Below are 24,183 nucleotides of genomic sequence, written 5' to 3'. Positions count from 1 at the left end.
TATACTAGAAGTAGCTGTAATCTTGTAAAAAACATAAGTAATTCGCTGACGAGAACAAGTAGTCAAGACAGCTTATCTTTAGAGAGTCGACGGTTGGTGCAAGTCGATGATAAGGTCATGATGAAAAATCCTCTCCGAGAAGCAAGGCCGATATGTAGGCTTTGACGGTTTTCCACCGATACAAGGAACGCGTATGATAGTACGTAGTGTTTCCGACTAAAAACCCTACTTATGGTTTTTTTATTTTGGAATTTTTCGGTAAATCCCGGCGCTGTGTATGCAGTGCCGGGTTTTTTATTTTATCTAAAGGAGTGAAAGGGATGAAGAAAGCAGCTGTAAAAGAGCAGGAAATACGGGAGTATTGGCAGGAGAATGATACTTTTCACGCTTCTGTTCGGAACAGGGAAGGAAAGAAGCCGTACGTATTTTACGAAGGACCGCCAACTGCAAATGGTATGCCGCATGCAGGGCATGCTTTGGGAAGGACGATTAAAGACTTTATCGCCCGCTATAAAACGATGGACGGCTATCAGGTCAAGCGGAAGGCAGGTTGGGATACACATGGTTTGCCAGTCGAGTTGGAAGTGGAGAAGCAGCTGAAGATAAGCGGTAAAGAGCAGATCGAGACATACGGTATAGAGCGTTTTATCGAGAAGTGTAAAGAAAGTGTATTCACGTACGAGCGGGAGTGGAAGCAGTTTACGGAAGCTCTTGGCTATTGGGTCGATATGGAGGATCCGTACGTCACGCTGGATAACAGCTATATCGAATCGGTATGGCATATCTTATCGCACATCCATAGGGAAGGTTTGTTGTATAAGGGACATAGAGTTGTTCCGTATTGTCCGCATTGTGGAACATCTCTGAGCTCACATGAAGTAGCTCAAGGCTACAAAGATGTATCAGATTTATCTGCAACGGCTAAGTTTTTAGTCAAAGGCACGACTGACGAATATCTGCTAGGCTGGACGACTACACCTTGGACGCTGCCGGCGAATACCGCAATTGCTGTACATCCTGAGCTTACTTATGTGACGGTCCAGCTGGATAATGAGAAGTACATCGTTGCAGAAGGATTGGCAAAGAAATTATTCAAAGGAGATTTTCAAGTCGTAGCATCCTGTAAAGGAAAGGAATTGGCAAATGTCCGCTATGAAGCGCCGTTCTCTTATGTGCAAATAAAGAAAGGGCATCAAGTAGTACTGGCGGACTTCGTTACAGATCAAAGCGGAACCGGTCTTGTGCATATTGCTCCGGCTTACGGTGAAGATGACTATCGCGTCGTGCAGGATAATGGTCTTGATTTTGTCCACATTGTGGATGGAAAAGGGAGATATACAGAGGAAATCACACCGCTTGCTGGCCGTTTCGTGAAGGATTGCGATGTGGACATTATCAAGCTACTTGCAGAGAAAAACAGGCTATTCCATAAAGAAAAATACACTCATAGCTATCCGCATTGCTGGCGCTGCGACTCTCCGCTCCTGTATTACGCGATGGAGGGCTGGTTCATCCGGATGACGGATGTGAAGGAGAAGATGCAGGAGAATAACCGGCAGGTCGAGTGGCATCCAGGTCATATGCAGCAAGGTCGTTTCGGTAAATTCCTCGACAATATGGTTGACTGGAATATCGGCAGGAACCGGTATTGGGGCACGCCGTTAAATGTTTGGACCTGCAAATGCGGCAAAGAAAAAGCGCCCGGATCCATCGCGGAGCTGAGGCAGGAAGCAATTGGTTCTGTACCGGAAGATGTAGAACTGCATAAGCCATATGTAGATCAAATCCAGCTTCGCTGCGAGTGTGGTGATGCTATGCAGCGTACGAGTGAAGTCATCGATGTCTGGTTCGACAGCGGTTCGATGCCATTTGCGCAGTACCATTATCCGTTCGGTGACAAAAAGCTGTTTGAAAGCCAGTATCCCGCTGATGTTGTCATAGAGGGAGTAGATCAGACAAGAGGTTGGTTTTACAGTCTCCTTGCCGTATCTACGTTGGTAACCGGAAAAACACCTTATAAACGGGTCTTGTCTCTTGGCCATATACTTGATGAAAATGGACAGAAGATGTCAAAAAGCAAAGGGAATGCGCTGAACCCAACGGAGCTGATGGAAACATACGGAGCAGATGCATTAAGGTGGGCGCTCCTTTCCGACAGCGCGCCTTGGAACAATAAACGTTTCTCCGAACGAACTGTTGCGCAAGCAAAATCAAAGATGATTGACACGTTGTCTAACGTCTTTTCCTTCTATCAGCTTTATCAGCAAATCGATCAATTTAATGGGGAAATCGATCATGGAGGAGTTCGTTCGACACTGGATGAATGGATCCTATCCCGTCTTCACAGCGTTACGAAACAGGTGAACGATTACCTGGAACAGTACGATATAACAAATGCCGCAAGAGAATTAGGCGTATTCTTAGATGAGCTAAGCAATTGGTATGTAAGAAGATCACGTCAGCGGTTCTGGAGCAGCGGCATGACCGAGGACAAACGTGCGGCCTTCAGTACGCTCTATGAAGTATTGAAGAAAACGGCACAGCTCCTGGCACCATTTACACCTTATATCGCCGAAAGCATCTATCTTCAGTTAACCAGCGGCAGTGTGCATTTGACTGATTATCCAAAGCATCGTGACGATTTGATCAATACACAGCTTGAGCAGGACATGACGACTGTCCGTCAGGTTGTAGAACTTACTCGTGCAGCAAGGAATGCAGCTGGAATCAAGACAAAACAGCCACTTTCCACGCTGTACATCACGACTGAAGAACCAGTCAGCCTAGTTTCCTATCTAACAACAATAAAAGAAGAAACAAATGTAAAGGAAATTGAGCTGGGTGAAAAGGATGGCCTGTTTACGTATACTGCGAAGCTTGACTTTGCAGCTGCTGGGCCTAGGCTTGGCAAGCGTGTAGGAGAAGCTAAAAAAGCTCTTACACTTGTGAGTCAGGATCAGCTTAAGGAACTGCTGATTACAGATGAATTAAGGTTAGCAGAGGATATCAAACTGACGAAGGAAGAAGTTTTGATAGAAAAAGTGCCTTCCAATCATCTTGAACTCTCAGAGGGAAGCGGTATTACCGTTCTTCTCAATACGGAGCTGACAGTGGAGTTAAAAGAAGAGGGATTTGTCAGAGAAGTGATTCGAGAGGTACAGACGTATCGAAAAGAGCTCGATTTACCTGTTGAGAAGCGGGTGAACCTATACGTCGATGCGAGTTCCTCTGTCATGGATATACTGAAAAGTCATGAATATATGCTTCATCAGAATCTTGTTCTTCAGAATATCTACTATGACAAGCAAAAGGCAGCCAAAGCTGTCCAAGTAGAAGAAGAAAAGCTGCAGATTGGAATTGGATGACACCGAAGCAGGAGGCGCACTCCTGCTTTTTTGCTGACCAAATATACTGCATTGCCAGAATAAGTGTACCGATCATTGTTGTAATGAAAAGAAGGAGCCAGCCGTGAATCAGCATTGTGATTACTACACTACAAACGGTAAAAAAACATATGCATTTTTGAAAAGAAATAATCTTTATATATAGGATTTCCCTTGTGTGTACACGAAAGATGTTAGAGATCGTGAAAACAGGAGGTTCTTTGTAAATGACTAAGATAGCAATAGTAACTGGTGTTTCGTATCCACGCTCCATTGGTACAGCAATATGCCGCCGGCTAGCAGAACAAGGGTTGGATATCTTTTTTACATATTGGCGGGCAGGTGAGACCTGGCCTGATCAGCTTAGGAGCGAGTTGAAAGAAGCCGGAGTCAAAAGCATTGGTATGGAAGCAGATCTAGAACAACCGGAGACAGCCGAAACTATTCTGCAAGAAGTACAGCAACAGCTAGGAGTCCCGGCTATATTAATCAATTGTGCTGCTTTTTCAGAGAATGGCAGCTACGAGGAACTTGATAGGGTTCAGCTTGATCGTCATTATGCTGTGAATATGAGAAGTGTCTTCCTGCTTTGCACAGAATTCGCAAAACTTTTCAAAAAGCATCGGCCAGCCGACAGAGGAAGTATCGTAAACCTCACTTCTGGTCAGAGCCAAGGGCCTATGCCCGATGAACTGGCATACATCGCTACCAAGGGTGCCATTACGGCATTCACCCAATCTCTTGCAGCTGACTTGGCGTCGCTTGGAATCAATGTCAATGCAGTCAATCCGGGTCCGACAGACAGTACATGGATGACAGACGATATAAGAAAGCACCTGCTTCCTCAATTTCCGATGGGGAGAATCGGAGAGCCGGATGATGCAGCAAGACTTATCAGTTTCCTAGTCGGAGATGATGGCTATTGGGTGACGGGGCAAGAGCTTCATTCAGAAGGCGGTTTCCTTCGCAGATGATGAAGCGGGAATACAAGAAAAACAAGTCTGGAAATAGTGGGAAGAACAGCAGGATGAACTAGGATTCCGCTAAAAAGGGAAAAGGCGATCTGATTTGATCAGATCGCCTTTTTCAATGAATTCTTCAGCTTGCTGCAAGTAAGACAACCAGCAAAACAGCAGCAAGTACAATGCGGTAAATAGCAAATGGAACAAGCTTGTACTTGGATATTATTCTTAGGAAAGTCCGTATTGCTAGCAGTGCAAAAACAAACGCACTGATAAATCCAGCAACAAAGAACGGAATGACATCAAGAGTGAAAGCATCCAAGTGCTTCATAAGCGTAAGTGCACTTGCACCTGCCATGACAGGAACTGCCATGATAAAGGTGAAGTCAGACGCTACACGGTGATTCAGTCCTAATAGGACACCTCCTGAGATGGTCGAGCCAGAACGGGAAAACCCAGGCCAAAGAGCGATACATTGGAAGAGGCCAATCAAGAACGCCTTTTTATATGTTAGTTCATCCAAAGATTCGACTGTTGGTGAATGTTTTTTTGTGTGGCGGTCTGCAAATAACATGAGGATAGCACCTGCAATGAGTGCTGCAATCACTGTGATAATTGAAAACAGATAGTTGTCCACCATATCCTGCACTAAGAAACCGAGCACTGCTGCCGGGATAAGACCTGTAATGACAATTCCCAGGCTGAATTTACCTTGCTTGCCTGGAAGCTGCTCCGTCTTTCCCTGCAGTTTTCTTATTCCGAGTATGTCCATGAATCGGTCCTTGAACACAATCACGGCAGCCAGTATGGAACCTAGCTGAATCACGACCATGAATGTGATGCTAACTTCCTTATTGAAAAGCTGATCAATATTCAGCCATAAATCGTCTACGATAATCATATGCCCGGTGGAGGAGACAGGAGCAAACTCCGTCAACCCTTCCACTAAGCCCATGATGAGCCCTACAATAATTTCATACATTTGTTTTCTTCCTTACTGTTTGAATTGTGTTCTTCTTCCGGAGCTTTCGCAGGAACCAGATTCCAGCACCTGCTAAAACAAGTAGTGCTAAAGCAAGAACGCCGTATTGATAATAACCCAGGTATGTTTCTACACTTTCCCATGATGCGCCAAGCCATACACCAAGCATGACCATGACAGCGTTCCAAATTAACGTGCCAAAAGTGGAATAGAGAAGAAACAAGCCGAAATGCATATTCGCCATACCTGCCGGAATCGATATGAGACTTCGTACGACAGGAATGAATCGGCATAGGAATACTGTCCATACGCCATATTTATCAAACCAGCTATCTGCTTTATGTAAATGGGAACTTTTTAATTTCAAATATCGACCCCAGCGTTCCACCCAAGCCTCGAGCCGTTCCAGATTGAAAAGCTTTCCGACCCAATACAATATAACGCTTCCGAGCATAGCCCCAACAGTTGCGGACAAAATTACACCTACGGGACTTACGCTGGTAGTGGCAGCGAGAAAGCCCCCGAATAGAAGAATGATTTCGGAAGGAATTGGCGGAAAGACATTCTCAAAAGCCATCAAAAAAAGAATGGCAGGATATCCGTAGGTTTCCATTAGGTCAGTCATCCAAGATTCCACAAGCGTTTCTCCTTTTATTTATTGGTAGCCTGCATAGCGGAATGCACTGCCAAGGTATCATCCAGATATCCAAAAGGGAAAATATAATCAGGAAGCGCATCAATTGGATTGATGAAATATAACAATGCTGCTCCGAGAATGATCAATTCACGTTTAGATCCCGCGCCGGTCTGAAACTTGACGTACATCTGCTTCAAGTCTTTGACAAGCTTGCCGACACTTCCAACTGCATGAAGCTTCTCTTCGAATTTCTCGTCAATAATTTGTTTTCCGCCATCAGTAAGTGCGACTTCCTCGTATGAAGCAAGCTGTTTTTCTACGCGTCCCTGACTGAAATCTGGATCAGCTTGCTGACAAAGAGCTAGTAGATGCTGCTGCCCATCAATCGGTGCGGATTCAATAAAGCCGGCTGCAGTCATTAATTCTTCAAGGGGCACGTCCAATGATTGGCTCAATTTATGTAAATGATTTACCGTTGCATTGCGTTTTCCATTCATGATCTTGGAAACAATTGCTGGATCGATGCCAGTTTGCCTGCTTAAAGCACGCATCGATAAACCTTTTTCTTTGGTTTTATGCTTCAATAATGTGATTAGCTTGTCATTCATTTGCATGAAAAGATGCCTCCTTTGTTCAATCACCTGTTAAAGGTACAAGAGTGTTGACAATTTGTCAATAAATGAGGTAGAAATGAAAGAGAAAGAAGGGATGGAAGTGCATAGAAATTTTCAAGCGGCAGTTTTGATTCTATGTGTCGTTTCAGGACTTGTCGATGTATTGGGATATATCGGATTAGCACATGTGTTTACTGCAAATATGACAGGGAATATCGTTCTCCTTGGAATTGGTTTAGGAGATGCAAGGCAGGTCGTAATCAGTAACGCATTATTTGCTTTACTTGGATTTGTCATAGGAATCTTAGCAACTAAAATAGTTGGAAAAGAAAAAGGAGAGCCAAGAAGAATAGTGTTTGCCGAGTTTGTGTGGCTGACAATCATTGCATTGTGCGTACTCTTCGTACCGGCTTCCTCTATCTGGTCTATTGTGTTATTGGTGTCTTTAAGTGCAGCTATGGGAATGCAGACCATTGCTGGCAGGAATATGAAGGTCGCTGGGGTTTCCTCCACAGTGTTGACTAGCACGCTGGCTGCCTTTGTTGAAGGAATCGCAGACTGGGTTACTCGTAGGTCACAATCCATGGTTGATACTTATCTTAGAGGAGCAGCAATTCTCCTCTATCTGCTTGGTGCCGCACTCGGTAGCTTTAGTGAACGAATGATTGGTCTTCACAGTTTATGGGTTGCAGTCATTTTGTTATTTGCCGCATTTTTATTACAGAAGGAAAAATCTATTGCATGACTAGTAGAAAAAAGCGATCCGTTGTGGATCGCTTTATTTGCTGATGCTATCATGTATGGTTTGAATCTCTTCATCAGGGATGAGCAGATAGTAGATACCATCAATGGTTGTACCTTGTCCTTTCATCTCATGTTCTTGGACAGACTGCCGGACATTCCGGTAATCTGTAAACAAATGCTGCATGGAAGAAAGATTAAGATTCGTCTGTACATTATTGCCCATCACTTTAAGTAGTTCGTCAATCTTGTTAACCGATTTAATGCTTGCTCCTTTATTGATCACAGCTTCGATCACTTGGCGCTGACGGGCATTCCTCCCGAAATCACCTTCCGGATCCAAATGTCTCATCCTTGCATAACCAAGAGCCTGAGGACCATCCAGGGTGATTTCGCCTTTTTTATAATGATAGTCCTTCTTATAAAATCCTTCATCATACCAGTCTAATTCATTCTGTACAGTTATTCCGCCAACAGCATCAACCAGATCGGATAATCCTTCCATATTTATCTCCACGAAATAATCAATATCCGTATCAAAAAGGTTTTCAACCGTATTAATGGACATATCCACTCCGCCAAATGCGTAGGCGTGATTGATCTTATCCACTGTACCGTGACCGACAATTTCTGTACGCGTATCCCGTGGGATACTGATTAAATCCATTGATTCTGAAGCAGGATCCAAGGACATCATCAAAAGCGCATCAGAGCGTCCTGCATCACCATCACGTTCATCAACACCAAGCAGCAGGATATTGATGCGCTCTTTGTTCTTCACTTTTTCCGATGTTACGCCATCATCAATAGCTGCAGATTCCTTCTGTATACCGTCCACCGTCTGCTTTACATCTTTTGCAGTAAGGAAAAGGAAGGAACCAGCCCCAATTAGGAGCACAAGGAGGATGAGTAGGATATACCTGCCTATTCGTCGCTTCTTCTTACGTCTTGTGTGCCGTTGTTTTTCCATTTGCGTATCCCCCTAACCATTAAAAGGTACGCTGTTGTTGACATTTTGTCAACAGCATACATAATTATCAGCACATGAGGGATACTAACTGTATCGTAACAGTTATCGGACTTTACTTCCCAGCAACAGACCTGCCCGATGAGTTTTTGAAGGGAGGAATGTCTGCCATGAAGGATTCCCCAACCAATCCAAAACAGCCAAAAGATAATCTGGCTCTTCTGCTCGCACTCTTCACTGTCATCCCTACAGCTTGCAATCAACTACTGGATGCTGCACATAAATTTATCAAACTATTCTTCTAAGGCGAAACCGCAGGGCTGCGTGCTCTGCGGTTTTTTCCATGCGTCTTTCATCCATACAAAAATTTACAAATATTACTTTATTATTGATACACTTAGGAAAAGGGGTGGTTTTGTGAAAGTCATCTTACTATTTGGTCCGCAGGCTGTCGGGAAAATGACAGTCGGGCAAGAGCTTGAGAAACGGATGGGATATCGATTGCTGCACAATCATATGACAATCGATTTGCTAGTACCTTTCTTCGGATTTAGTGAGGAAATGTGGCGTCTATCCACGCTTTTTAGAGAAGAAATATTCCAATCGGTAGCTAAGACAAATCTTCCGGGTTTTATATTCACTTATGTATGGGATTTTTCAAGTCAGGAAGATTGGGAAACGGTTGATAGAATGTGTGCAATCTTTAAACAGCAGCGTATAACAGTCTATTTCGTCGAATTGTAAGCAGATGTCGATATCAGATTGAAACGCAACGTAACCGAGAACCGTTTGGAGCATAAGCCGACAAAAAGGAATATTGCCTTTTCGGAAGCGGATCTTCTCCGCACGATGGAAACAAGGCGCCTTCAATCAAGAGAGGGAGAAATCAAGGCAACAAATTATCTACGGCTTCAAACCGATGATCTCTCGGCTTCTGAGACAGCAGAGGTGATCATTCAGCATTTTGGTTTAGAGGATATGCAATGAACATCGGGCATAAATTTGGTGCAGGCTTTTTACTTGTTAGTATGTTTTCTTTATGTGTCGGTTTAAACGGCTTTTTACAGATGGATCAGGACATAAGCATTGGAGGAGCACTTATCTTCGCTATGTATATGAGTCCTTTTATTTTTATTTATGGCATCTGCATTTCCAGGCTGATCAGCAGGAAAGTAAAACCAGTTGATCCGGGGAAGATAGGACTTTATATTGCACTGCATGGATTAGGGGACTGCCGTTTGCAGTCTTGAGTCTTTCCTCTCAAAGTTCTGCTGCTTTTCTGTTTGCTGCTGGTCTAGGTGCATTTTTGGCGATACTGTTCGCTTTGATCGAACTCGGTCTAATATATATAACGAAAAAGGCGCGTATCGGATGGCTGGTGCTGTATGTGCCAATCCTAGCTTACTTGACGGTTTTCCTTATTGGTCAGGTGCAATCGGCATCGCCTCCAATTGATGAGAAGGGAGACATCGATCCAGGTTATTCTGCCAGGGAAGCAATTATATTCGTTACACAGCGGCATGGTCAGGAAGAAAACGGAGGATTCCCTGCGGAAACAGGAAAAGTAGAAAGGTGGGAGCTATTCGGAGAGCGTTTCACGAGAGAAACGGTTATTGAAATCGTTCCGGGGGAAAAGGAAACATATTATGTAACATTGATGGAAAAGAACTTGGATCGGCAGGAAGTTTATAAGACGACCTATCTAACAAGGGAGAATGAATTGATGCTTCATAATAGAGTGAGTGAATAACAGAAGGAGGGATAGAATGGATAGCAAGGCAATCATTCTTTTTGATGGTGTTTGCAACTTATGTAATAGCAGTGTCCAATTTATCATCAAACATGACGAAGCTGCTTACTTCAATTTCGCCTCCCTCCAAAGCGATTTTGGCGGACAGCTGAAAGAGACTAAGCAAATTCCGGATAACGTAGACAGCATCATACTTGTGGAAAATGGCAAGGTTTATATGCAATCCAGTGCGATTTTGCGTATCGCCCGAAATCTGGATGGTGTATGGAAATTGGCTGCTGCAGCTCTTATCATTCCGCGGCCAATTCGAGATATGGTTTACCGATATGTGGCTAAAAATCGTTACCGCTGGTTCGGCAAACAAGATCAATGCATGCTGCCATCACCCGAATTAAAAGAGCGATTTTTGTGAGAATAAAGATATTGTGAAGATTGAGCAGGACTCCTATACAAATTGCCTAATGAACGGTATCATACTAGCAGTAGCCAAGAACGGCAAATTTTGCATAGAAAAGAGTCAGCTAATGAGAATAACGATTCTGGCCGCAATCGTACTGTGCTTGATTGGCGTGGGCATCTATTCGATTGCGTCGAACAACAAGAAGGAAGTGGAAGCAGTGACCGCTCCCAAACAGCTATTCGTTGCTACTGATGGCAACGATGAGAATGAAGGAACGAAAGAAAAGCCCCTTCGTACGATACAGGCAGCTGTGGATCATGCCACCGCAGGTACAACCGTTTATATTCGTGGAGGAACTTATACGGATGGATTTGAATCTGTCCATAGCGGAGCGAAAGAGGCACCAGTTATCATTCGGAATTTTGAAGATGAAGAAGTGGTCATCAGCGGAAAAGAAAAGGTAATGGAAGAAGATACAGCACTTGTGAATGTTGATGACAACGAATACATCACAATACAAGGACTAACCATTCAGGATTTAAATGTGGATTCTCCAGACTTTGCTGTGATGGGTATCCTCGTAACGGGCAATAGCTCTCATATTACTATCATTCAAAATCATATCCACCATATAGGGAACGCTTCGGATGAAGGCAATGCCCACGGCATCGCAGTATATGGAACCGGCAAAATGGAACAAATACGGGTTATGGATAATATTGTTGAGGAATTAACCCTTGGTCTTAGTGAAGCAGTTGTGCTGAACGGTAATATCGATGGATTTGCTGTAACAGGCAATACCGTTCGCCATAACAACAATATCGGAATTGATCTGATTGGATATGAGGGTACATCGGAAGACCCTGATGCAGATTATGTACGGAACGGAACAGTTCAGGGCAATGTAGTGCATGATAACTCTTCTTATGGCAATCCGGCATATGGAGAAGATTACTCTGCAGGCGGCATTTATGTAGATGGTGCTAAGAATATCAAAATAAAAGCGAATACAGTTTTCCGAAATGATCTAGGTATTGAAGCAACTTCTGAGCATAAAGGACATTACGCTGATAACATTGAAATTACTGAAAACGAAGTATATGAAAATAACTATACAGGCATTTCAATTGGAGGCTATGACGAGGAGCGAGGCGGAACTAAAAATTCGTCTATCACCTATAACGTGCTTTTCAGAAATGACACAAAAGACCTTTATGGCGGTCAGCTGCTTCTGCAGCATGATATTAGCGGCAATGAGATTTCATATAATGTGTTCACAGCCGGCAAGAATGGTCTATTTATCGCAAATGACTTCCAAACAAACAGCAATACTTCCATGACTAGAAATGTATACGATAAAGACAAAGAAAACAGCTGGGTGTGGAGACAGCAAGAATATAGCGATTTTGCCAGTTATAAGGAAGCAACCGGACAAGAAGAGGATTCGGCTTATATAGAAGTGCATTACATGGACGCCTCCAGTAAGGATTTCACCCTGAAAGAAGGAACCACAGCACAAGCAGTCATAGACTGAAAAAACCTGCATGCTGAGCATGCAGGTTTTTTTGTATGAAGGTTGTGGGATGATAATAAATCTTCCTTTTACATAATAGGATTACAGCTGCGTAAATATTCTCTTATCTTTGTAGCATTTGTGTAAACGAATACAAATGTAGACGAGTATTTGCTATGCTTAATCTATTAAATTAAGGGAGGAATCTGCTCGTGAAAAGAGCGATGGATTGGAAGTTCTTCGTATTGGCTGTTTTGCTTATTCCTTTTACAGTCTTCGGTTATGCAGTACAAAGTCAAGCTGAAACTGCAGCTGACCCTGCACCGGAAATACAGCCAAAGGGGGAGGCGAACGGAAAAAAGGTCTTATTTGATAATACACATGGACAGACTGCTGGTGCGGCAGACTGGGTTATTGATGGTGCTTTTTCTGATTTTGGTAATGCCTTGGCTGAGGAAGGCTACTACGTGAAGGAATTACGAAAAACATCCGCTATCACGTATGAGGATATTAGTGCGTACGATGTTTTCGTCATTCCGGAACCGAACATCCCTTTCAAGACATCAGAGCAGGATGCGATGCTGCGCTACACGCAGGAGGGCGGCAGTATCTTCTTCATCGGAGATCATTATAATGCCGATCGCAACTACAACCGTTGGGACTCTGGAGAAATCTTTAATGGTTATCGCCGAGGAGCTTTTGAAGATCCAGCTAAAGGTATGTCGGCTGATGAAGCAAATTCTGATCGAATGCAAGGTGTAGAGAGCTCCGACTGGCTAGGAGATAATTTCGGCATCCGCTTCCGATTCAATGCTGTAGGAGATATTGAATCTGGACAGACTGTGGTCGAGCCATCTGATTCCTTTGGGATTACAGAAGGTATTGAAGTCGTTGAATCACACGCAGGAGCTACATTGACAATTCTCGACCCGACGAAATCCAAAGGCTTAATTTATTTCCCGGAAAATATTCCAGCTTGGCCGAATGCTGTCGACCAGGGAGTTTACGCTGGCGGTGGAATAGATGAAGGTGCTTTTGCGGCAATATCCAAAGTCGAGCAAGGTAAAGCTGCATTCATTGGCGACTCATCGCCTGTAGAAGATGCTACACCTAAGTATCTTCGCGAGGACAGCGGCAGAACGAAACGTACGTATGATGGCTTTACAGGAGAAGGTAATAACGGGCAGTATCTGCTTAATGTTATGGAGTGGTTGAGTGAAAAGGAAAGCTATTCAAGCTTTGAGGAAACATCTATTTCTTTGAGTGAGGAGACTCCCCTGCTTGAAACAGCTACAATCAATGAAAATCCAGAGCAAACTACTGAAACACAAGCAGAACCATGGTCTAATCCGCCAGCCGGATATCGCTGGTATGATCCGAGCACGTTTGCCGCTGGTTCCTACGGATCTGATGAAGCAGCATCCAATCCAACATACGACGTTGTGACGCCTGCTACTTTACCAACACAGCAGGAATTCAGCGTGCGAGTTGTGGTGGAAGATCTGGAGCCGGGTGAAACGCTGACTGGTTTGCAGCTAGGTGCTTACTTACCGGGTGGACAGCAAATCGGGAAGTTCAATACGACCGGGTCTTGGCCGAGCAGCTATGGATATAGCAGCAGTTTCTCTGTCACTGCAGATGCGACAGGAAGAGCTGTAGCAGATGTACCTGCCCAATTGAATCCGTCGACTGCGGATGGTACAGCAAGCTTGCGGCTTCGCAAGGATGGCAGCAATCTTCTGACTAAGTCTGTACAGGTCGGAAACGTTGAAACAGAACCCTTGCCGGAAGACGAGGTGGAGCTCCCGCAGCAGGTAGCTATTGAGGAAGCGCGCAATGTACAGGATGGAGAGGTCGTTACGATAGAGGGCGTTGTAACATCAACCCCGGGCAGCTTTGGCGGGAAAGGTTTCTATGTACAAGACGACACTGCCGGTATTTATGTTTTTCAAGACAGTGACAGCTTTAAAGCAGGGGACCTTGTCCAAATCAGCGCTGTAAAAACTACCTATAACGGAGAAGTGGAAGTAACGGATATCATCAAGTCCGAAATTATTGGCCAAGCAGAGGTACCAGCACCTAAGTCCGTTTCTGTGGTTGATGACACGAACCAAGGGCAGCTTGTCAAACTTAGTGAAGTGACAATCCAGAATATCGAAGCGGTCGGCACATATGGGACGTTTGAGTTTGATGCAGAAGCAGCCGATGGAAACGTGACGCGTGTGCGAGTAGACAATCGAATTGGATTGAATCATGATGCCTTCACTTCACAGTTCCAAGAAGGAGAAAAAGTTGATATTACAGGTATTTCATCTATCTTCAATGATACGTATCAGCTAAAACCTGTTGCAACGGATAATATCGTCAAGTCAGCTCAAGCGGAAGAGCCGGTTCCATGTAAAACTGATAATGGGAAACATAAAGGTGCAGACAAAGGAAATGGGAAAGGCAAAGGTCACGATAAAAGCTGGAAATGTGCTGCATAAAAATATGGAGAAGCAGGGGAGTCATCCCTGCTTCCTTTTTCATTCCTCTTCATAACCTCCTGTTATGGCTGTTTGTTAATCACAATCTAAGCATAAAACCCTGACGCCTCCTTCTGACTCTGAATCTGATTTTGTTTAAGTAACCGTTTATCGGGAATACATTTATTAAGCGTGGCTGCGCTTCGTTAAAGTAATGTGAAAGAGACGCATATCTGGAGGAGGAGACTATCATGACACAGAACAATAACAAAATGAGTAATGAAGAAGCGGGCAGAAAAGGCGGACAAGCAACATCCAATAACCATGATAAAGACTTCTATAGAGAGATTGGTACTAAAGGCGGTAATGCTAACGCAGACGCCCATGATAAGAAGCATTTTCAGGAGATCGGCTCTAAGGGCGGAAATTCCAATAAAAACAGCAGTAATTAAGAAAGCAGTGTGAACAAATGAAAAGAAAAAAGTGATCGCTTCCGAAATCATTGATTCGGGAGCGATTTTTTTATTGATTATTGGGCTGTTTATTCCATGATAACCGGTACGCATCCAAGGGAACATACATAGAATGACTTGAGTCAAAAAGGAGGGATATCATGTCTGAAAGTTACGGCGGCGGAAAAGGATACGGCAGCGGCTTCGCGCTTCTAGTAGTACTTTTCATTTTGTTGATCATCATCGGTGCTTCTTACGTTGGAGGCGGCTACGGTTACTAATCAATAGGAAAAGAAACCGCGGTTATGTACCGCGGTTTCTTCTTCTTTTTTTCTTTTCATGATCCAAGGTTACCTCTGTCAGGGCAATGAAAGCTGTAACAACAATTTCCGTATACCATACTAAATGTACAGGTTCGTATAAGCCATTCACAATGGAGATTGCAATCCAATTCATTAAAAAGTTCAAAGAAAAAGCTATCATAAACTCATATAAGGTCTGTGTCTTATGCTTCTTAGTGAGAATATAATAGAGAGCTTTTGCAAATAACTCACCGAAAATACTTAGAACAAGATATACACCGACGAATACGGCCAAATGCTTGGGTGATTCATAAGCAACACCAAGGATGCTGAAGGCACCAAGAAAACCAAAATAGTAGAGGGCGGCTACAAAAGCGAGGGAAAATCCAACAAGTATGGTTAAGATTATTGTTACCGAAATCTTGGATTCTCTGTTTCTTTTACCTTTGCGCTGCCACATTGTCACTGCTATCACCTCATGCATTCTCTCTGACACTTCATACGAATAATCTATTTAAAAGTTTCATATAGATGATTAGTCAGAGTGAAGCAGGCTATACATGACCATATCCAGGAAAACACCATTCAATTTTTCATATTCACGTAGAATACCTTCTTCATGAAAGCCGGCTTTTTTGAGCAGACGACGCGAAGGTGCATTACCCGGCTCCACCTTTGCTTCAATTCGGTTCAACTTTAACGTATGGAAACCTTCCTCGATTAAAGCTTGCAATGCTTGGCTCATATAACCCCTTCTCCAATATTCCTTTCCTATTTCATAGCCAATTTCTCCGCGTTGATTCTCGGCATCAATGTAGTTGAATCCGCAAGTACCTACGATTGTGTCATCTTCCAGAACGATTGTATAGCGACCAGCATGTTCCAGCTGCGTCAGGTATAAAATCATCTCTTCCGCCTGTTCTACAGACAGCATTGGGTTGATATTCATAAAAGCAGTCACATCCGGATCGGACCAGAATTGAAATAAGGTCGGCGCATCGGAAACGGATATGGGACGCAGATGAATTTGTTTTTGTTTGGACAATCTATATGCTCCTCTCATTGTATGATTAAACAGTATTATGTATATTTAGTATATTATGATAGGCGGTGATACTCTTGTTATCTTTGTTTCTGACAAATGTGCTTTTAGGATTGTCTATCGCTCTCCCAGTTGGTACAGTTACGATTGAGATGACCAAACAAGGCTTAAAGAATGGTTTTGTACACGGCTGGATGGTGGGAATAGGCGGTATGACGGTTGACTTTCTGTTGATGGTCGCTCTTTTTCTTGGTCTTGCCCCGATTTTGGCAACCCCTGCAATTCAGACGGGCATGTGGCTGCTTGGTGCTCTCTTCTTGTTGTATATTGCCTATGACAGTATCAAAAATGCGGACAAGCAGATTATGATCAACGGTGAGAAATCGACAAAAAAACTGCTATCCTCTTACAAAAACGGACTGCTTGTAGCAATTTCACCTAGTAACCTCGTGTTTTGGATAAGCGTTTTTGGTACCTTTTTATCAAGCAGTTTTTCAGAAGGAAACGAGCTTTCCTTCATTATCGCTGGACTCGGTATTCTGGCAGGTATCCAAGTGCATGATATCGGTCTGATGAGTATCGTCGCAGGTACAAGAAGGGTCGTAAACGAAACATTTGTCAAATGGGTCTCCATTGGAGCGGGATTAGTTCTAAGTTATTTTGCTGTCCTTTTCTTCACCCAATTTTTAAAAAGTATCCTCTGACAAAGGCTATTTGTAGTTTACCGCTTTTTTCCTGTAGAATATAGATATAATTTCCTGGAGGCGGTAGTTGTGGCAGAACCCTTGAAAGCAATATATACGGAGGATTTCCTGAAAGGTTTCGCTTTCAAGGTGAAACAAGCTCATCATGATTTTGATGAAAGAAAATTCGTTGATACAGTGATGGATGCTGAATGGGCAGAACTCGAATTAAAGGGTCGAATACGCCGGATCAGCATGGTACTCGGTTCCTTTCTTCCGGAGAATTATCCAGAAGCATTAGGGATTCTGCTTGCTATTCAGGACCAGTGTGAGGGGTTTCCTTATTTGTTTATCCCCGATTTTGTCGAGGTTTTCGGGGTGGAACCAGAGCATGAAGAAATATCGCTGCAGGCATTGGAGCAATTCACAAAGCGTTCGACTGCAGAATTTGCAATCAGGCCGTTTCTTATCAGGGCCCCTGATCGGATTATGAAACGAATGGTGGAATGGGCGCAATCTGATGATCATCATGTGCGGCGTCTGGCAAGTGAAGGCTGTCGTCCGAGGCTGCCATGGGGGCAGGCAATTCGTCAGTTCAAAGAAGATCCAAGTCCTATATTAGAAGTGCTGGAATTATTGAAAGCAGACGCCTCTTTGTATGTACGGAAAAGTGTTGCCAATAATTTGAATGATATTGCCAAGGATAATCCAAACAAAGTCATTTTGACGGCAAAACGCTGGAGCGGTTTTTCATCAGAAACAGACTGGATCATCCGGCATGGCTGTCGTACACTGCTGCGAAGCGGGGAACCAGAGATAATGGCTTTATTCGGTTATGAGGAAGCAGCTGAAATGCTGGCTGACGCCAGGATAGTTACGGATCGTCATAGCGTAAACATCGGTGAGGCAGTGACGATGACATATTCTTTTAATGTGAAGAAGCAGGCGAAGCTGCGTATAGAGTATGCAATAGACTTCATAAAAAAGCGCGGAATTTCCCGAAAAAAATTTCTCCTGTCGGATCGGATATTTACAGCGGGAGAGAGTATCGCGAAAGAACGAGTCCACAATTGGAAAGACTTGACCACCAGGGTTCATTATCCGGGTATACACCGTATTGTACTGCTTGCCAATGGGGTGGAAGTAGCCCATACAAATCTGGAACTGATCAAGTAAAGGAGTGGAGAGATGAAACGCATTGCAGTATTCTGCGGCTCTAGCGTTGGCGCTTCGCCAGCATACATCGCCGTGGCTAAAGAGTTAGGGAAGACACTGGCAGCCCAAGGTTTTACACTTGTATATGGCGGGGCAAGTGTAGGATTGATGGGGGCAGTAGCGAATGGAGCCATGCAAGCAGGCGGCCAAGTGATTGGTGTGATGCCTGAATTTCTGGAGAAGAGGGAAATTGCTCACTCACATGTATCTGAGCTGATTGTCGTTTCTTCCATGCATGAACGAAAAGCGAAAATGGCAGAGTTAGCAGATGGCTTCATCGCACTTCCTGGAGGACCAGGTACGCTGGAAGAGTTTTTCGAGATCTTCACATGGGCACAGCTTGGATTGCATAAAAAGCCACTTGGTATTTTGAATGTGGATGGCTATTATGATCTGCTGGTAAGTTTATTTGACCATATGGCAGATGAGCAGTTTATGCATGAAAAGCACCGGTCGATGACACTAACAGATACGGAGCCTGCAAGTCTTCTGGAGAAGTTCCGTCAATATGAAGCACCGGAAGTAAAAACCTATATAAGGCGACCAGAGCAGACGTGAAAGCGTCTGCTTTTTTATTTACCGAAGATTTCTTCTTCCGATTAAGCATAAGTCCATTGAAACAGCAGTTCCTATAATGATATATACCTCTCACTTTTTCTTCTTCGTGTGTCACACTACTTGGACATCGCGTTCCCAGTGCTTGCTGTCCAGTATATCAGGATATTTTTACAACTCAGCAAAAATTATCAAAAGCGCAATATATTTTTAAGTTAAGCTTTAACTAAGGAGGTGAGCAAGTGCAGGGGAATGAAACGACTGTACAAAGAGCTATTTCTTTTATCGAAAACAATTTACATGAACCTCTTACTGCCGACCAAGTTGCACGTGAAGCCGGATTCTCCAAATTCCATTTTCATCGATTATTCCAGTCTTCCGTTGGATTGTCGTTCACAGATTATATCCGCAGAAGGAGGCTGGCTGGAGCGTCAGCTGCACTGCTGCATACTGAATTAGGAATACTCGATATCGCGTTCATGTTTCACTTTGAATCTCAAGAGTCATTTACCAGGGTTTTCAAAAAGCATTACGGCCTTCCGCCAGGAAAATACAGACGTATGATGCGAGCTGCTCTGCATCAGAAGGAGGAAAAAATGGAGGATAAACAAGTACGAGGGTGGATACTAAGCGGTTCCGATCCTCACAATTATGAAATGGGGATTGACTATAAACATGTACATCAAGGGAAAGCATCAGGTTATCTGAAATCGAAAACGGTCATGGGAGCGGAGGAATTTGCCACGATGATGCAGCAATTCAAAGCAGCAAATTATATAAAAAAAAGGCTGCAGCTGACTTGCTTCATCAAGACAGAAGATGTACAAAGCTTTGCCAGCATGTGGATGCGAGTAGACAATACATCTGATGATATTGTCCAATTCGATAACATGAGCAACCGCCCAATCCTGGGAACGACAAATTGGACTCGGTATCGCATTGTGCTTGATGTACCGGAGAATAGTGCCGTCATTTCATTTGGAGTTATCTTATCCGGAAAAGGAAAGGTTTGGGCAGATGGGTTTCGTTTTGAGGAAGTGGATGAGTCTGTTCCGACTACGAATATAGATATGACATATACTCTGCAGGATGAGCCAGTCAATCTGGCATTTGAGGAGGAACTGAGTTGATATGCTTGATATACTTTTAAATATCATTCAGCTTTTCATTTTGTATTTGAGGCAAGGTGTGCCTGGTGAGGTGCTTTTCATATGGATTCCTATTCCTTTGTTACTCGTGATTTCAGAAATGTTTACACGCAAGGTTATTCATCGGCCGGTACAAGGAATAGCGGCTTACATGAGACTCCTGTGTAATTGTATTTTGTTGAGCGGAGCATGGCTGGCTTTATTTCCCGGCTTGCTGCACGTAGCAAGGCAGTATCATATTCTATCAAACGAATTGTCATTAGAGGTATCTGTTCAACTAGCCGGCGTATCACTTGGACTTGCTGCGTTCCTGCTTCCTTTGGCTGTCTTTTGGATTAGAATTGAGGGGCGAATTCTAAGATACAGCTATATTTTTATTTTCAGCATCCTTTATCATATGCTTCTGCAGTTGGGTGTAGACCTGTGGAAAGCGGCGATAGAGTTACCAATTCTAATAAGCATCGGAATAAGCCTGCTGTTCTTTGTGCTGACAGTAGTCATACCTAACTTGGATTACACAGATGAACAAGCAACGTACCGTCTAAAAGGGCAGCATACCTAATATGCTTGTCCTTTTTATGTTCTCTTCTAACCTATTGCCTATATTACCAGTTCACTCCTTATGGTAAAATATTCAAAAAGGGAAGTGTTGCGGTGTGTCAGATTTCCAAATTGGCAGTGTGTTTGTGCATGTAAAAGATGTGAATAAGACGGCAAATTGGTATGCAAATCTTTTAGGTAAGCCCCAACCGCAACCAACATCGGGACCGGTGCAGTTTATGGAAACAGCTGATGGAAGAGGACTTGTTATCGATGATAACCGGAATAATGCATCGGGTATCCGTCCTGCCTTCATGCTTGAGACGAAAGATGTTGGACTCGCATATGAAAAGGTCAGAGAACAAGGGGGCAAGATTGTCCGGGAACTAGAGAAAGATGAAGCAGTCGCTTTCTTCAATTTCGAGGATCCTGATGGCAATATCGTCATGGTGTGTGAACGGCGTACATGATTATTTGGATTAATGGAGCATTCGGTGCAGGAAAGACACAAACTGCGATAGCTTTACGGCATCGGCTGCCGAATGCATTCATCTATGACCCTGAAGAAGCAGGTTTTTACATAAGGAAGCATATACCGAAATCGATGCAGAAACCGGATTTCCAGGAGCATGAGCTCTGGCGTTCCATCGTATATGAGCATCTGGCTTATATAGCTGCAAATACGGAAGATGTCATTATTGTTCCAATGACAATCACTGACCCGACTTACTACAAAGAGATCATTGGGAATTTGCGAATGGAAGGACACCAAACCTATCATCTCGTACTAACTGCTTCTGAGGAGACCTTACGTGCACGCCTTGCCAAACGGGGCAACAAGCAGATTTCCTGGGCTGTGCAGCAGATACCACGGTGCATACAAGGTCTCTCAAACCCAATTTTCGAAAATAAGCTGGTTACAGATAATATGTCGATAGCCGAGGTAGTCGAAGCAATCGGCAGACAAACAGGTCTTCATCTGAAAAAGGATCACCGTTCCTGGTGGAAGGCATATTGGCAACGATTAACCTCAAGGTGGAGATAGAGTTTGTGGCTGTCCCAAAAGATGTGCGACTAACTATGCATATACGATAATGCCTCAAAAAAGGTGGTACATAAAATGAGTATCGAAAACGTAAAAGATTATTTAGCGAATTACAATCGAAGCAAAGATATCATAGAGCTCGATTTATCTAGTGCCACTGTAGATCTAGCTGCTGCTGCACTCGAAGTGGAGCCTGCACGCATCGCGAAGACGTTAGCTTTCAGAGGCAGGGAAGATGGGGAATCTGTGCTGATCGTTGCTGCAGGTGATGCAAAAATCGATAATAAAAAGTTTAAAGAACTACTCGGGGTAAAGGCACGGATGCTTTCTGCTGATGAAACGTTAGAACAAACAGGACATGCTGTCGGAGGGGTTTGCCCGTTTGGATTGATAAATGATTTGCCTGTTTATATGGACATCTCGTTAAAACGTTTTACTACGGTTTTTCCGGCCTGTGGCAGCAGTAACTCGGCAATAGAGCTGACTTGTGAAGAACTTGCCGAATACGGCAAGGGAAAAGAATGGGTAGATGTTTGCAAGGGCTGGGCTGACAATAGCTGACGAAAGTAATGGCTGTTGCATACAAGGGGTTCCGCTTTGCTTCTATCTCTGACACTGCTAAACTTAGCATGTACCCTATACTTCACAAAAAGATAGGTTAGGAGAAAGAATTATGTCAGAAAATAATACAAAAAAAGAGATATTTTCTTGGTTGCGAGCAATCGGGATTGCTGTCATTATTGCTTTTGGCTGCCGATATTTCCTGTTTACACCGTCAACGGTGCATGGAGAGTCAATGCTCCCGACATACCAGGATAGCGATCATGTCATTGTCAGCAAGGTTTCGAAAATAGAGCGAAATGATATTGTGGTATTCAACGCACCCGATGCGGATGCCCACTATATCAAGCGGGTTATCGGTCTGCCTGGGGATACAATTGAGGTTATAGATAATGTGCTGTATGTGAATGGTGAAGCGCAGGATCAATCTTATTTGCCGGATGATATGGTTACTGGTGATTTCAAACTGAAGGAATTGACCGGCGAGGAAAAGGTACCTGAAGGTAAAGTATTTGTCATGGGTGATAACCGTACAAACAGTAAAGACAGCCGTATGTTCGGTTTCATTTCAGAGGAAGAAGTAATCGGAGAAGTGAAGATGACCTTCTATCCATTTTCTGATTTCCACATAGGAAATTAATATGTGTCATGTACATGGAAAGACAGTAGATTCGGAGACAAGGTGCGTTCATTATCACTCTCCATTGGATGTCATAGCAATTAAGTTTGCTTGCTGTAATCAATTTTACCCTTGTCACCAATGCCATGAAGAAACAGCCGGTCATGAGGCCGTAGTCTGGCCGAAAGATCAATTCGATGAGAAAGCAATACTATGCGGTGTGTGTAAAACTACGCTCCGTATCGATCAGTATATGGATACAGACCATTGTCCGGCATGTGATGCAGCATTCAACCCTGGTTGTCAGCTGCATTATCATCTATATTTTGAGCGAATAGAAAGAGACTGTCGTTGACTGACAGTCTCTTTCGTTTGTTTTAAGATACAGACCGCTGCTGTGAGGTATCTCCTGTTTTGGAGAAGATAAATTTCAGCATGGACGGCGTTACAAGTGTTGTCACAATAACCATTATGATAATACTTGTGTAATATTCCGGATCAAGTAAACCGGAGCTTAAGCCAGTACCGGCAATGATCAAGGCAACTTCGCCTCTTGAAACCATACCAGTTCCGACTGCCAAGGAGGATCTTCCATTGAAGCCTGTCAGCCTTGCGCCCAGCGCACCGCCTAGAAGCTTCGTCACAATAGCCATAATGCTGATAAGCACAATGAAAAGAAGCTGTGATCCAACTCCTTCGAAACTGATGTTCAAGCCTATGCTGACAAAGAAGACCGGAACAAACACACCGTAAGCGATTGGCTCTAATTTATGCTCAATGACTTCTTTATGCTTGGTTTGGGAAATGGCAATCCCAGCTGCAAATGCCCCGATAATGCCTGCGACACCCATGTACTCAGCAAAGTAGCTGAACACAAGTGCTAGGATGATGCCGCCTGATACGATTGCTTCACTTACTTGGAGACGGGCAAACAGTTTCATGACTAGCGGAATCAGCCAAATGCAAGCGACGATGATAACCCCGAAGAAGAGTACTTTCTTCCCGATTAATGCACCAAGACTGACTGATTCGCCTGTGCCTAGCACACTCATAAGTACAGCAAGCAAGACAACGACGAGGATATCGTCAACGACTGCAGCTCCAAGGATTGTCGTACCTTCTCTTGAATTCAGCTTGTTCATTTCCTTTAATGCCTGGACAGAAATGCTGACACTCGTCGCGCAGAATAGCAAAGCTAGAAAAAGTGCATGTCCCTGACTCATCCCAAATGCAAGTGCGAGGCTGTAACCACCGATGAAGGGGAAAAGAACACCCAGAACAGCAACTGCAAAAGCGGATTTCCAGTTTTCTTTCAGCTGTTGCAGATCTGTTTCCAGTCCGGCAATGAACATGAGGACAAGTACTCCGATTTCGGAGAATTCATGGATGAAGGAAGTTTGCTGTATCCAGCCGAGTACGGCAGGACCAAGAATGACACCGGCAAGCAGCTCCCCCAAAACAGATGGCTGCCCAATTTTTAAGGCTAGCTGACCAGCAATTTTCGTAAACAACAAAATTAAAGCTAAGTGCAAAATGAATTCCATATCTTACTCCTTTGTAAAGTATTTATACAATTCCGGCCACAAAAAAGGCATATCCGCCAGTTT

At 43.7% G+C, this 24,183-nt stretch carries 28 protein-coding genes and 1 pseudogene; 22 read left to right on the top strand and 7 right to left on the bottom strand.

What is annotated here, in order from left to right; translation table 11 throughout:
- Positions 1-320: 320 nt before the first annotated feature.
- Together ileS and CHH91_RS03150 are read left to right on the top strand one after the other, a co-directional pair.
- Complete coding sequence (gene ileS, locus CHH91_RS03155) at positions 321-3,365, top strand: isoleucine--tRNA ligase (RefSeq protein ID WP_095221887.1); 3,045 nt, start codon at positions 321-323, stop codon at positions 3,363-3,365.
- A gap of 245 nt (positions 3,366-3,610) precedes the next feature.
- On the top strand, positions 3,611-4,357 hold the full coding sequence (locus tag CHH91_RS03150; RefSeq protein WP_095221886.1) for an SDR family oxidoreductase: 747 nt from the start codon (positions 3,611-3,613) through the stop codon (positions 4,355-4,357).
- Between the two features lie 124 nt (positions 4,358-4,481).
- Here the strand turns inward: CHH91_RS03150 and CHH91_RS03145 are convergent, their stop codons facing one another.
- From CHH91_RS03145 to CHH91_RS03135, 3 genes are read right to left on the bottom strand one after another with little or no spacing between them, the layout of a single operon-like run.
- A complete protein-coding gene (locus tag CHH91_RS03145) occupies positions 4,482-5,327 on the bottom strand; it encodes an undecaprenyl-diphosphate phosphatase (RefSeq protein WP_095221884.1) in 846 nt (281 codons plus the stop codon).
- Positions 5,320-5,964 (bottom strand): DedA family protein, encoded by a 645-nt coding sequence (locus CHH91_RS03140; protein WP_095221882.1) that lies wholly within the window; start codon positions 5,962-5,964, stop codon positions 5,320-5,322. Before CHH91_RS03140 ends, CHH91_RS03145 begins: the two co-directional genes overlap by 8 nt.
- 14 nt (positions 5,965-5,978) lie before the next feature.
- Positions 5,979-6,578 carry a DUF1232 domain-containing protein gene (locus tag CHH91_RS03135; protein ID WP_095221880.1) on the bottom strand — a complete coding sequence of 200 codons (600 nt, stop codon included), beginning with the start codon at positions 6,576-6,578 and terminating at the stop codon, positions 5,979-5,981.
- Positions 6,579-6,654: 76 nt separating this feature from the next.
- Between CHH91_RS03135 and CHH91_RS03130 the strand changes: the two genes are divergently transcribed.
- A complete protein-coding gene (locus tag CHH91_RS03130) occupies positions 6,655-7,323 on the top strand; it encodes a YoaK family protein (RefSeq protein ID WP_095221878.1) in 669 nt (222 codons plus the stop codon).
- 33 nt (positions 7,324-7,356) lie between these two features.
- Here CHH91_RS03130 and CHH91_RS03125 read toward each other — a convergent pair whose 3' ends face one another.
- Positions 7,357-8,289, bottom strand: a complete 933-nt coding sequence (locus CHH91_RS03125; RefSeq protein ID WP_095221876.1) for an LCP family glycopolymer transferase — start codon at positions 8,287-8,289, stop codon at positions 7,357-7,359.
- 167 nt (positions 8,290-8,456) lie between these two features.
- Here CHH91_RS03125 and CHH91_RS21165 point away from each other — a divergent pair, with 167 nt between their 5' ends.
- The 9 genes and pseudogenes from CHH91_RS21165 to CHH91_RS03085 all read left to right on the top strand — a co-directional run bounded on the left by CHH91_RS21165 (position 8,457) and on the right by CHH91_RS03085 (position 15,147).
- Positions 8,457-8,591, top strand: coding sequence for a hypothetical protein (locus CHH91_RS21165; RefSeq protein WP_286160680.1), 135 nt, complete (start codon positions 8,457-8,459; stop codon positions 8,589-8,591).
- Between the two features lie 112 nt (positions 8,592-8,703).
- Positions 8,704-9,273 (top strand): annotated as a pseudogene (locus CHH91_RS03120) (DEAD/DEAH box helicase family protein).
- Positions 9,270-9,536 carry a hypothetical protein gene (locus CHH91_RS03115; protein ID WP_095221874.1) on the top strand — a complete coding sequence of 89 codons (267 nt, stop codon included), beginning with the start codon at positions 9,270-9,272 and terminating at the stop codon, positions 9,534-9,536. Before CHH91_RS03120 ends, CHH91_RS03115 begins: the two are co-directional and overlap by 4 nt.
- Positions 9,533-10,036 carry a hypothetical protein gene (locus CHH91_RS03110; RefSeq protein WP_095221872.1) on the top strand — a complete coding sequence of 168 codons (504 nt, stop codon included), beginning with the start codon at positions 9,533-9,535 and terminating at the stop codon, positions 10,034-10,036. Before CHH91_RS03115 ends, CHH91_RS03110 begins: the two co-directional genes overlap by 4 nt.
- 16 nt (positions 10,037-10,052) lie before the next feature.
- Positions 10,053-10,448 carry a thiol-disulfide oxidoreductase DCC family protein gene (locus CHH91_RS03105; protein ID WP_095221870.1) on the top strand — a complete coding sequence of 132 codons (396 nt, stop codon included), beginning with the start codon at positions 10,053-10,055 and terminating at the stop codon, positions 10,446-10,448.
- A gap of 112 nt (positions 10,449-10,560) precedes the next feature.
- Positions 10,561-11,970 carry a DUF1565 domain-containing protein gene (locus CHH91_RS03100; protein ID WP_095221869.1) on the top strand — a complete coding sequence of 470 codons (1,410 nt, stop codon included), beginning with the start codon at positions 10,561-10,563 and terminating at the stop codon, positions 11,968-11,970.
- A gap of 203 nt (positions 11,971-12,173) precedes the next feature.
- On the top strand, positions 12,174-14,435 hold the full coding sequence (locus CHH91_RS03095) for an endonuclease (protein ID WP_483372384.1): 2,262 nt from the start codon (positions 12,174-12,176) through the stop codon (positions 14,433-14,435).
- 230 nt (positions 14,436-14,665) lie between these two features.
- Positions 14,666-14,866, top strand: a complete 201-nt coding sequence (locus CHH91_RS03090; RefSeq protein ID WP_095221865.1) for a stress-induced protein, KGG, repeat-containing protein — start codon at positions 14,666-14,668, stop codon at positions 14,864-14,866.
- A 161-nt stretch (positions 14,867-15,027) separates the two neighbouring features.
- Positions 15,028-15,147, top strand: a complete 120-nt coding sequence (locus CHH91_RS03085; protein ID WP_084160736.1) for a YjcZ family sporulation protein — start codon at positions 15,028-15,030, stop codon at positions 15,145-15,147.
- A 22-nt stretch (positions 15,148-15,169) separates the two neighbouring features.
- Here the strand turns inward: CHH91_RS03085 and CHH91_RS03080 are convergent, their stop codons facing one another.
- Together CHH91_RS03080 and CHH91_RS03075 are read right to left on the bottom strand one after the other, a co-directional pair.
- Positions 15,170-15,628, bottom strand: coding sequence for a YrvL family regulatory protein (locus CHH91_RS03080; protein ID WP_286160683.1), 459 nt, complete (start codon positions 15,626-15,628; stop codon positions 15,170-15,172).
- 75 nt (positions 15,629-15,703) lie between these two features.
- On the bottom strand, positions 15,704-16,213 hold the full coding sequence (locus tag CHH91_RS03075; protein WP_286160679.1) for a GNAT family N-acetyltransferase: 510 nt from the start codon (positions 16,211-16,213) through the stop codon (positions 15,704-15,706).
- A gap of 74 nt (positions 16,214-16,287) precedes the next feature.
- Between CHH91_RS03075 and CHH91_RS03070 the strand changes: the two genes are divergently transcribed.
- From CHH91_RS03070 to CHH91_RS03025, 10 genes are all read left to right on the top strand, one after another.
- The gene (locus CHH91_RS03070; protein ID WP_095221860.1) at positions 16,288-16,914 is read left to right on the top strand and encodes a LysE family translocator; all 627 of its coding nucleotides are present in this window, start codon (positions 16,288-16,290) and stop codon (positions 16,912-16,914) included.
- Positions 16,915-16,983: 69 nt separating this feature from the next.
- Positions 16,984-18,069: a DNA alkylation repair protein gene (locus CHH91_RS03065; protein ID WP_095221858.1), complete on the top strand. Its 1,086-nt coding sequence runs from the start codon at positions 16,984-16,986 to the stop codon at positions 18,067-18,069.
- A 12-nt stretch (positions 18,070-18,081) separates the two neighbouring features.
- The gene (locus CHH91_RS03060) at positions 18,082-18,666 is read left to right on the top strand and encodes an LOG family protein (protein WP_095221856.1); all 585 of its coding nucleotides are present in this window, start codon (positions 18,082-18,084) and stop codon (positions 18,664-18,666) included.
- Positions 18,667-18,905: 239 nt separating this feature from the next.
- Positions 18,906-19,793, top strand: coding sequence for a helix-turn-helix domain-containing protein (locus tag CHH91_RS03055; RefSeq protein ID WP_095221854.1), 888 nt, complete (start codon positions 18,906-18,908; stop codon positions 19,791-19,793).
- A 1-nt stretch (position 19,794) separates the two neighbouring features.
- Complete coding sequence (locus CHH91_RS03050) at positions 19,795-20,373, top strand: hypothetical protein (RefSeq protein WP_095221852.1); 579 nt, start codon at positions 19,795-19,797, stop codon at positions 20,371-20,373.
- Between the two features lie 94 nt (positions 20,374-20,467).
- Entirely contained in the window at positions 20,468-20,821 is a 354-nt protein-coding gene (locus CHH91_RS03045; protein WP_095221850.1) for a VOC family protein, read from the top strand.
- The gene (locus tag CHH91_RS03040; RefSeq protein ID WP_095221849.1) at positions 20,818-21,396 is read left to right on the top strand and encodes an AAA family ATPase; all 579 of its coding nucleotides are present in this window, start codon (positions 20,818-20,820) and stop codon (positions 21,394-21,396) included. Before CHH91_RS03045 ends, CHH91_RS03040 begins: the two co-directional genes overlap by 4 nt.
- A gap of 75 nt (positions 21,397-21,471) precedes the next feature.
- On the top strand, positions 21,472-21,957 hold the full coding sequence (locus tag CHH91_RS03035) for a YbaK/EbsC family protein (RefSeq protein WP_095221847.1): 486 nt from the start codon (positions 21,472-21,474) through the stop codon (positions 21,955-21,957).
- 112 nt (positions 21,958-22,069) lie between these two features.
- Positions 22,070-22,597: a signal peptidase I gene (gene lepB, locus CHH91_RS03030; RefSeq protein ID WP_095221846.1), complete on the top strand. Its 528-nt coding sequence runs from the start codon at positions 22,070-22,072 to the stop codon at positions 22,595-22,597.
- Between the two features lies 1 nt (position 22,598).
- Positions 22,599-22,931 (top strand): CHY zinc finger protein, encoded by a 333-nt coding sequence (locus tag CHH91_RS03025; protein WP_095221844.1) that lies wholly within the window; start codon positions 22,599-22,601, stop codon positions 22,929-22,931.
- 22 nt (positions 22,932-22,953) lie between these two features.
- Here the strand turns inward: CHH91_RS03025 and CHH91_RS03020 are convergent, their stop codons facing one another.
- Positions 22,954-24,120, bottom strand: a complete 1,167-nt coding sequence (locus CHH91_RS03020; RefSeq protein ID WP_095221842.1) for a cation:proton antiporter — start codon at positions 24,118-24,120, stop codon at positions 22,954-22,956.
- Positions 24,121-24,183 lie beyond the last annotated feature (63 nt).

Origin of the sequence: Virgibacillus sp. 7505, from assembly GCF_002272135.1 — a bacterium.
Taxonomy (GTDB): domain Bacteria; phylum Bacillota; class Bacilli; order Bacillales; family Amphibacillaceae; genus Terribacillus.
This window is presented reverse-complemented; position numbering and strand designations above follow the sequence as displayed.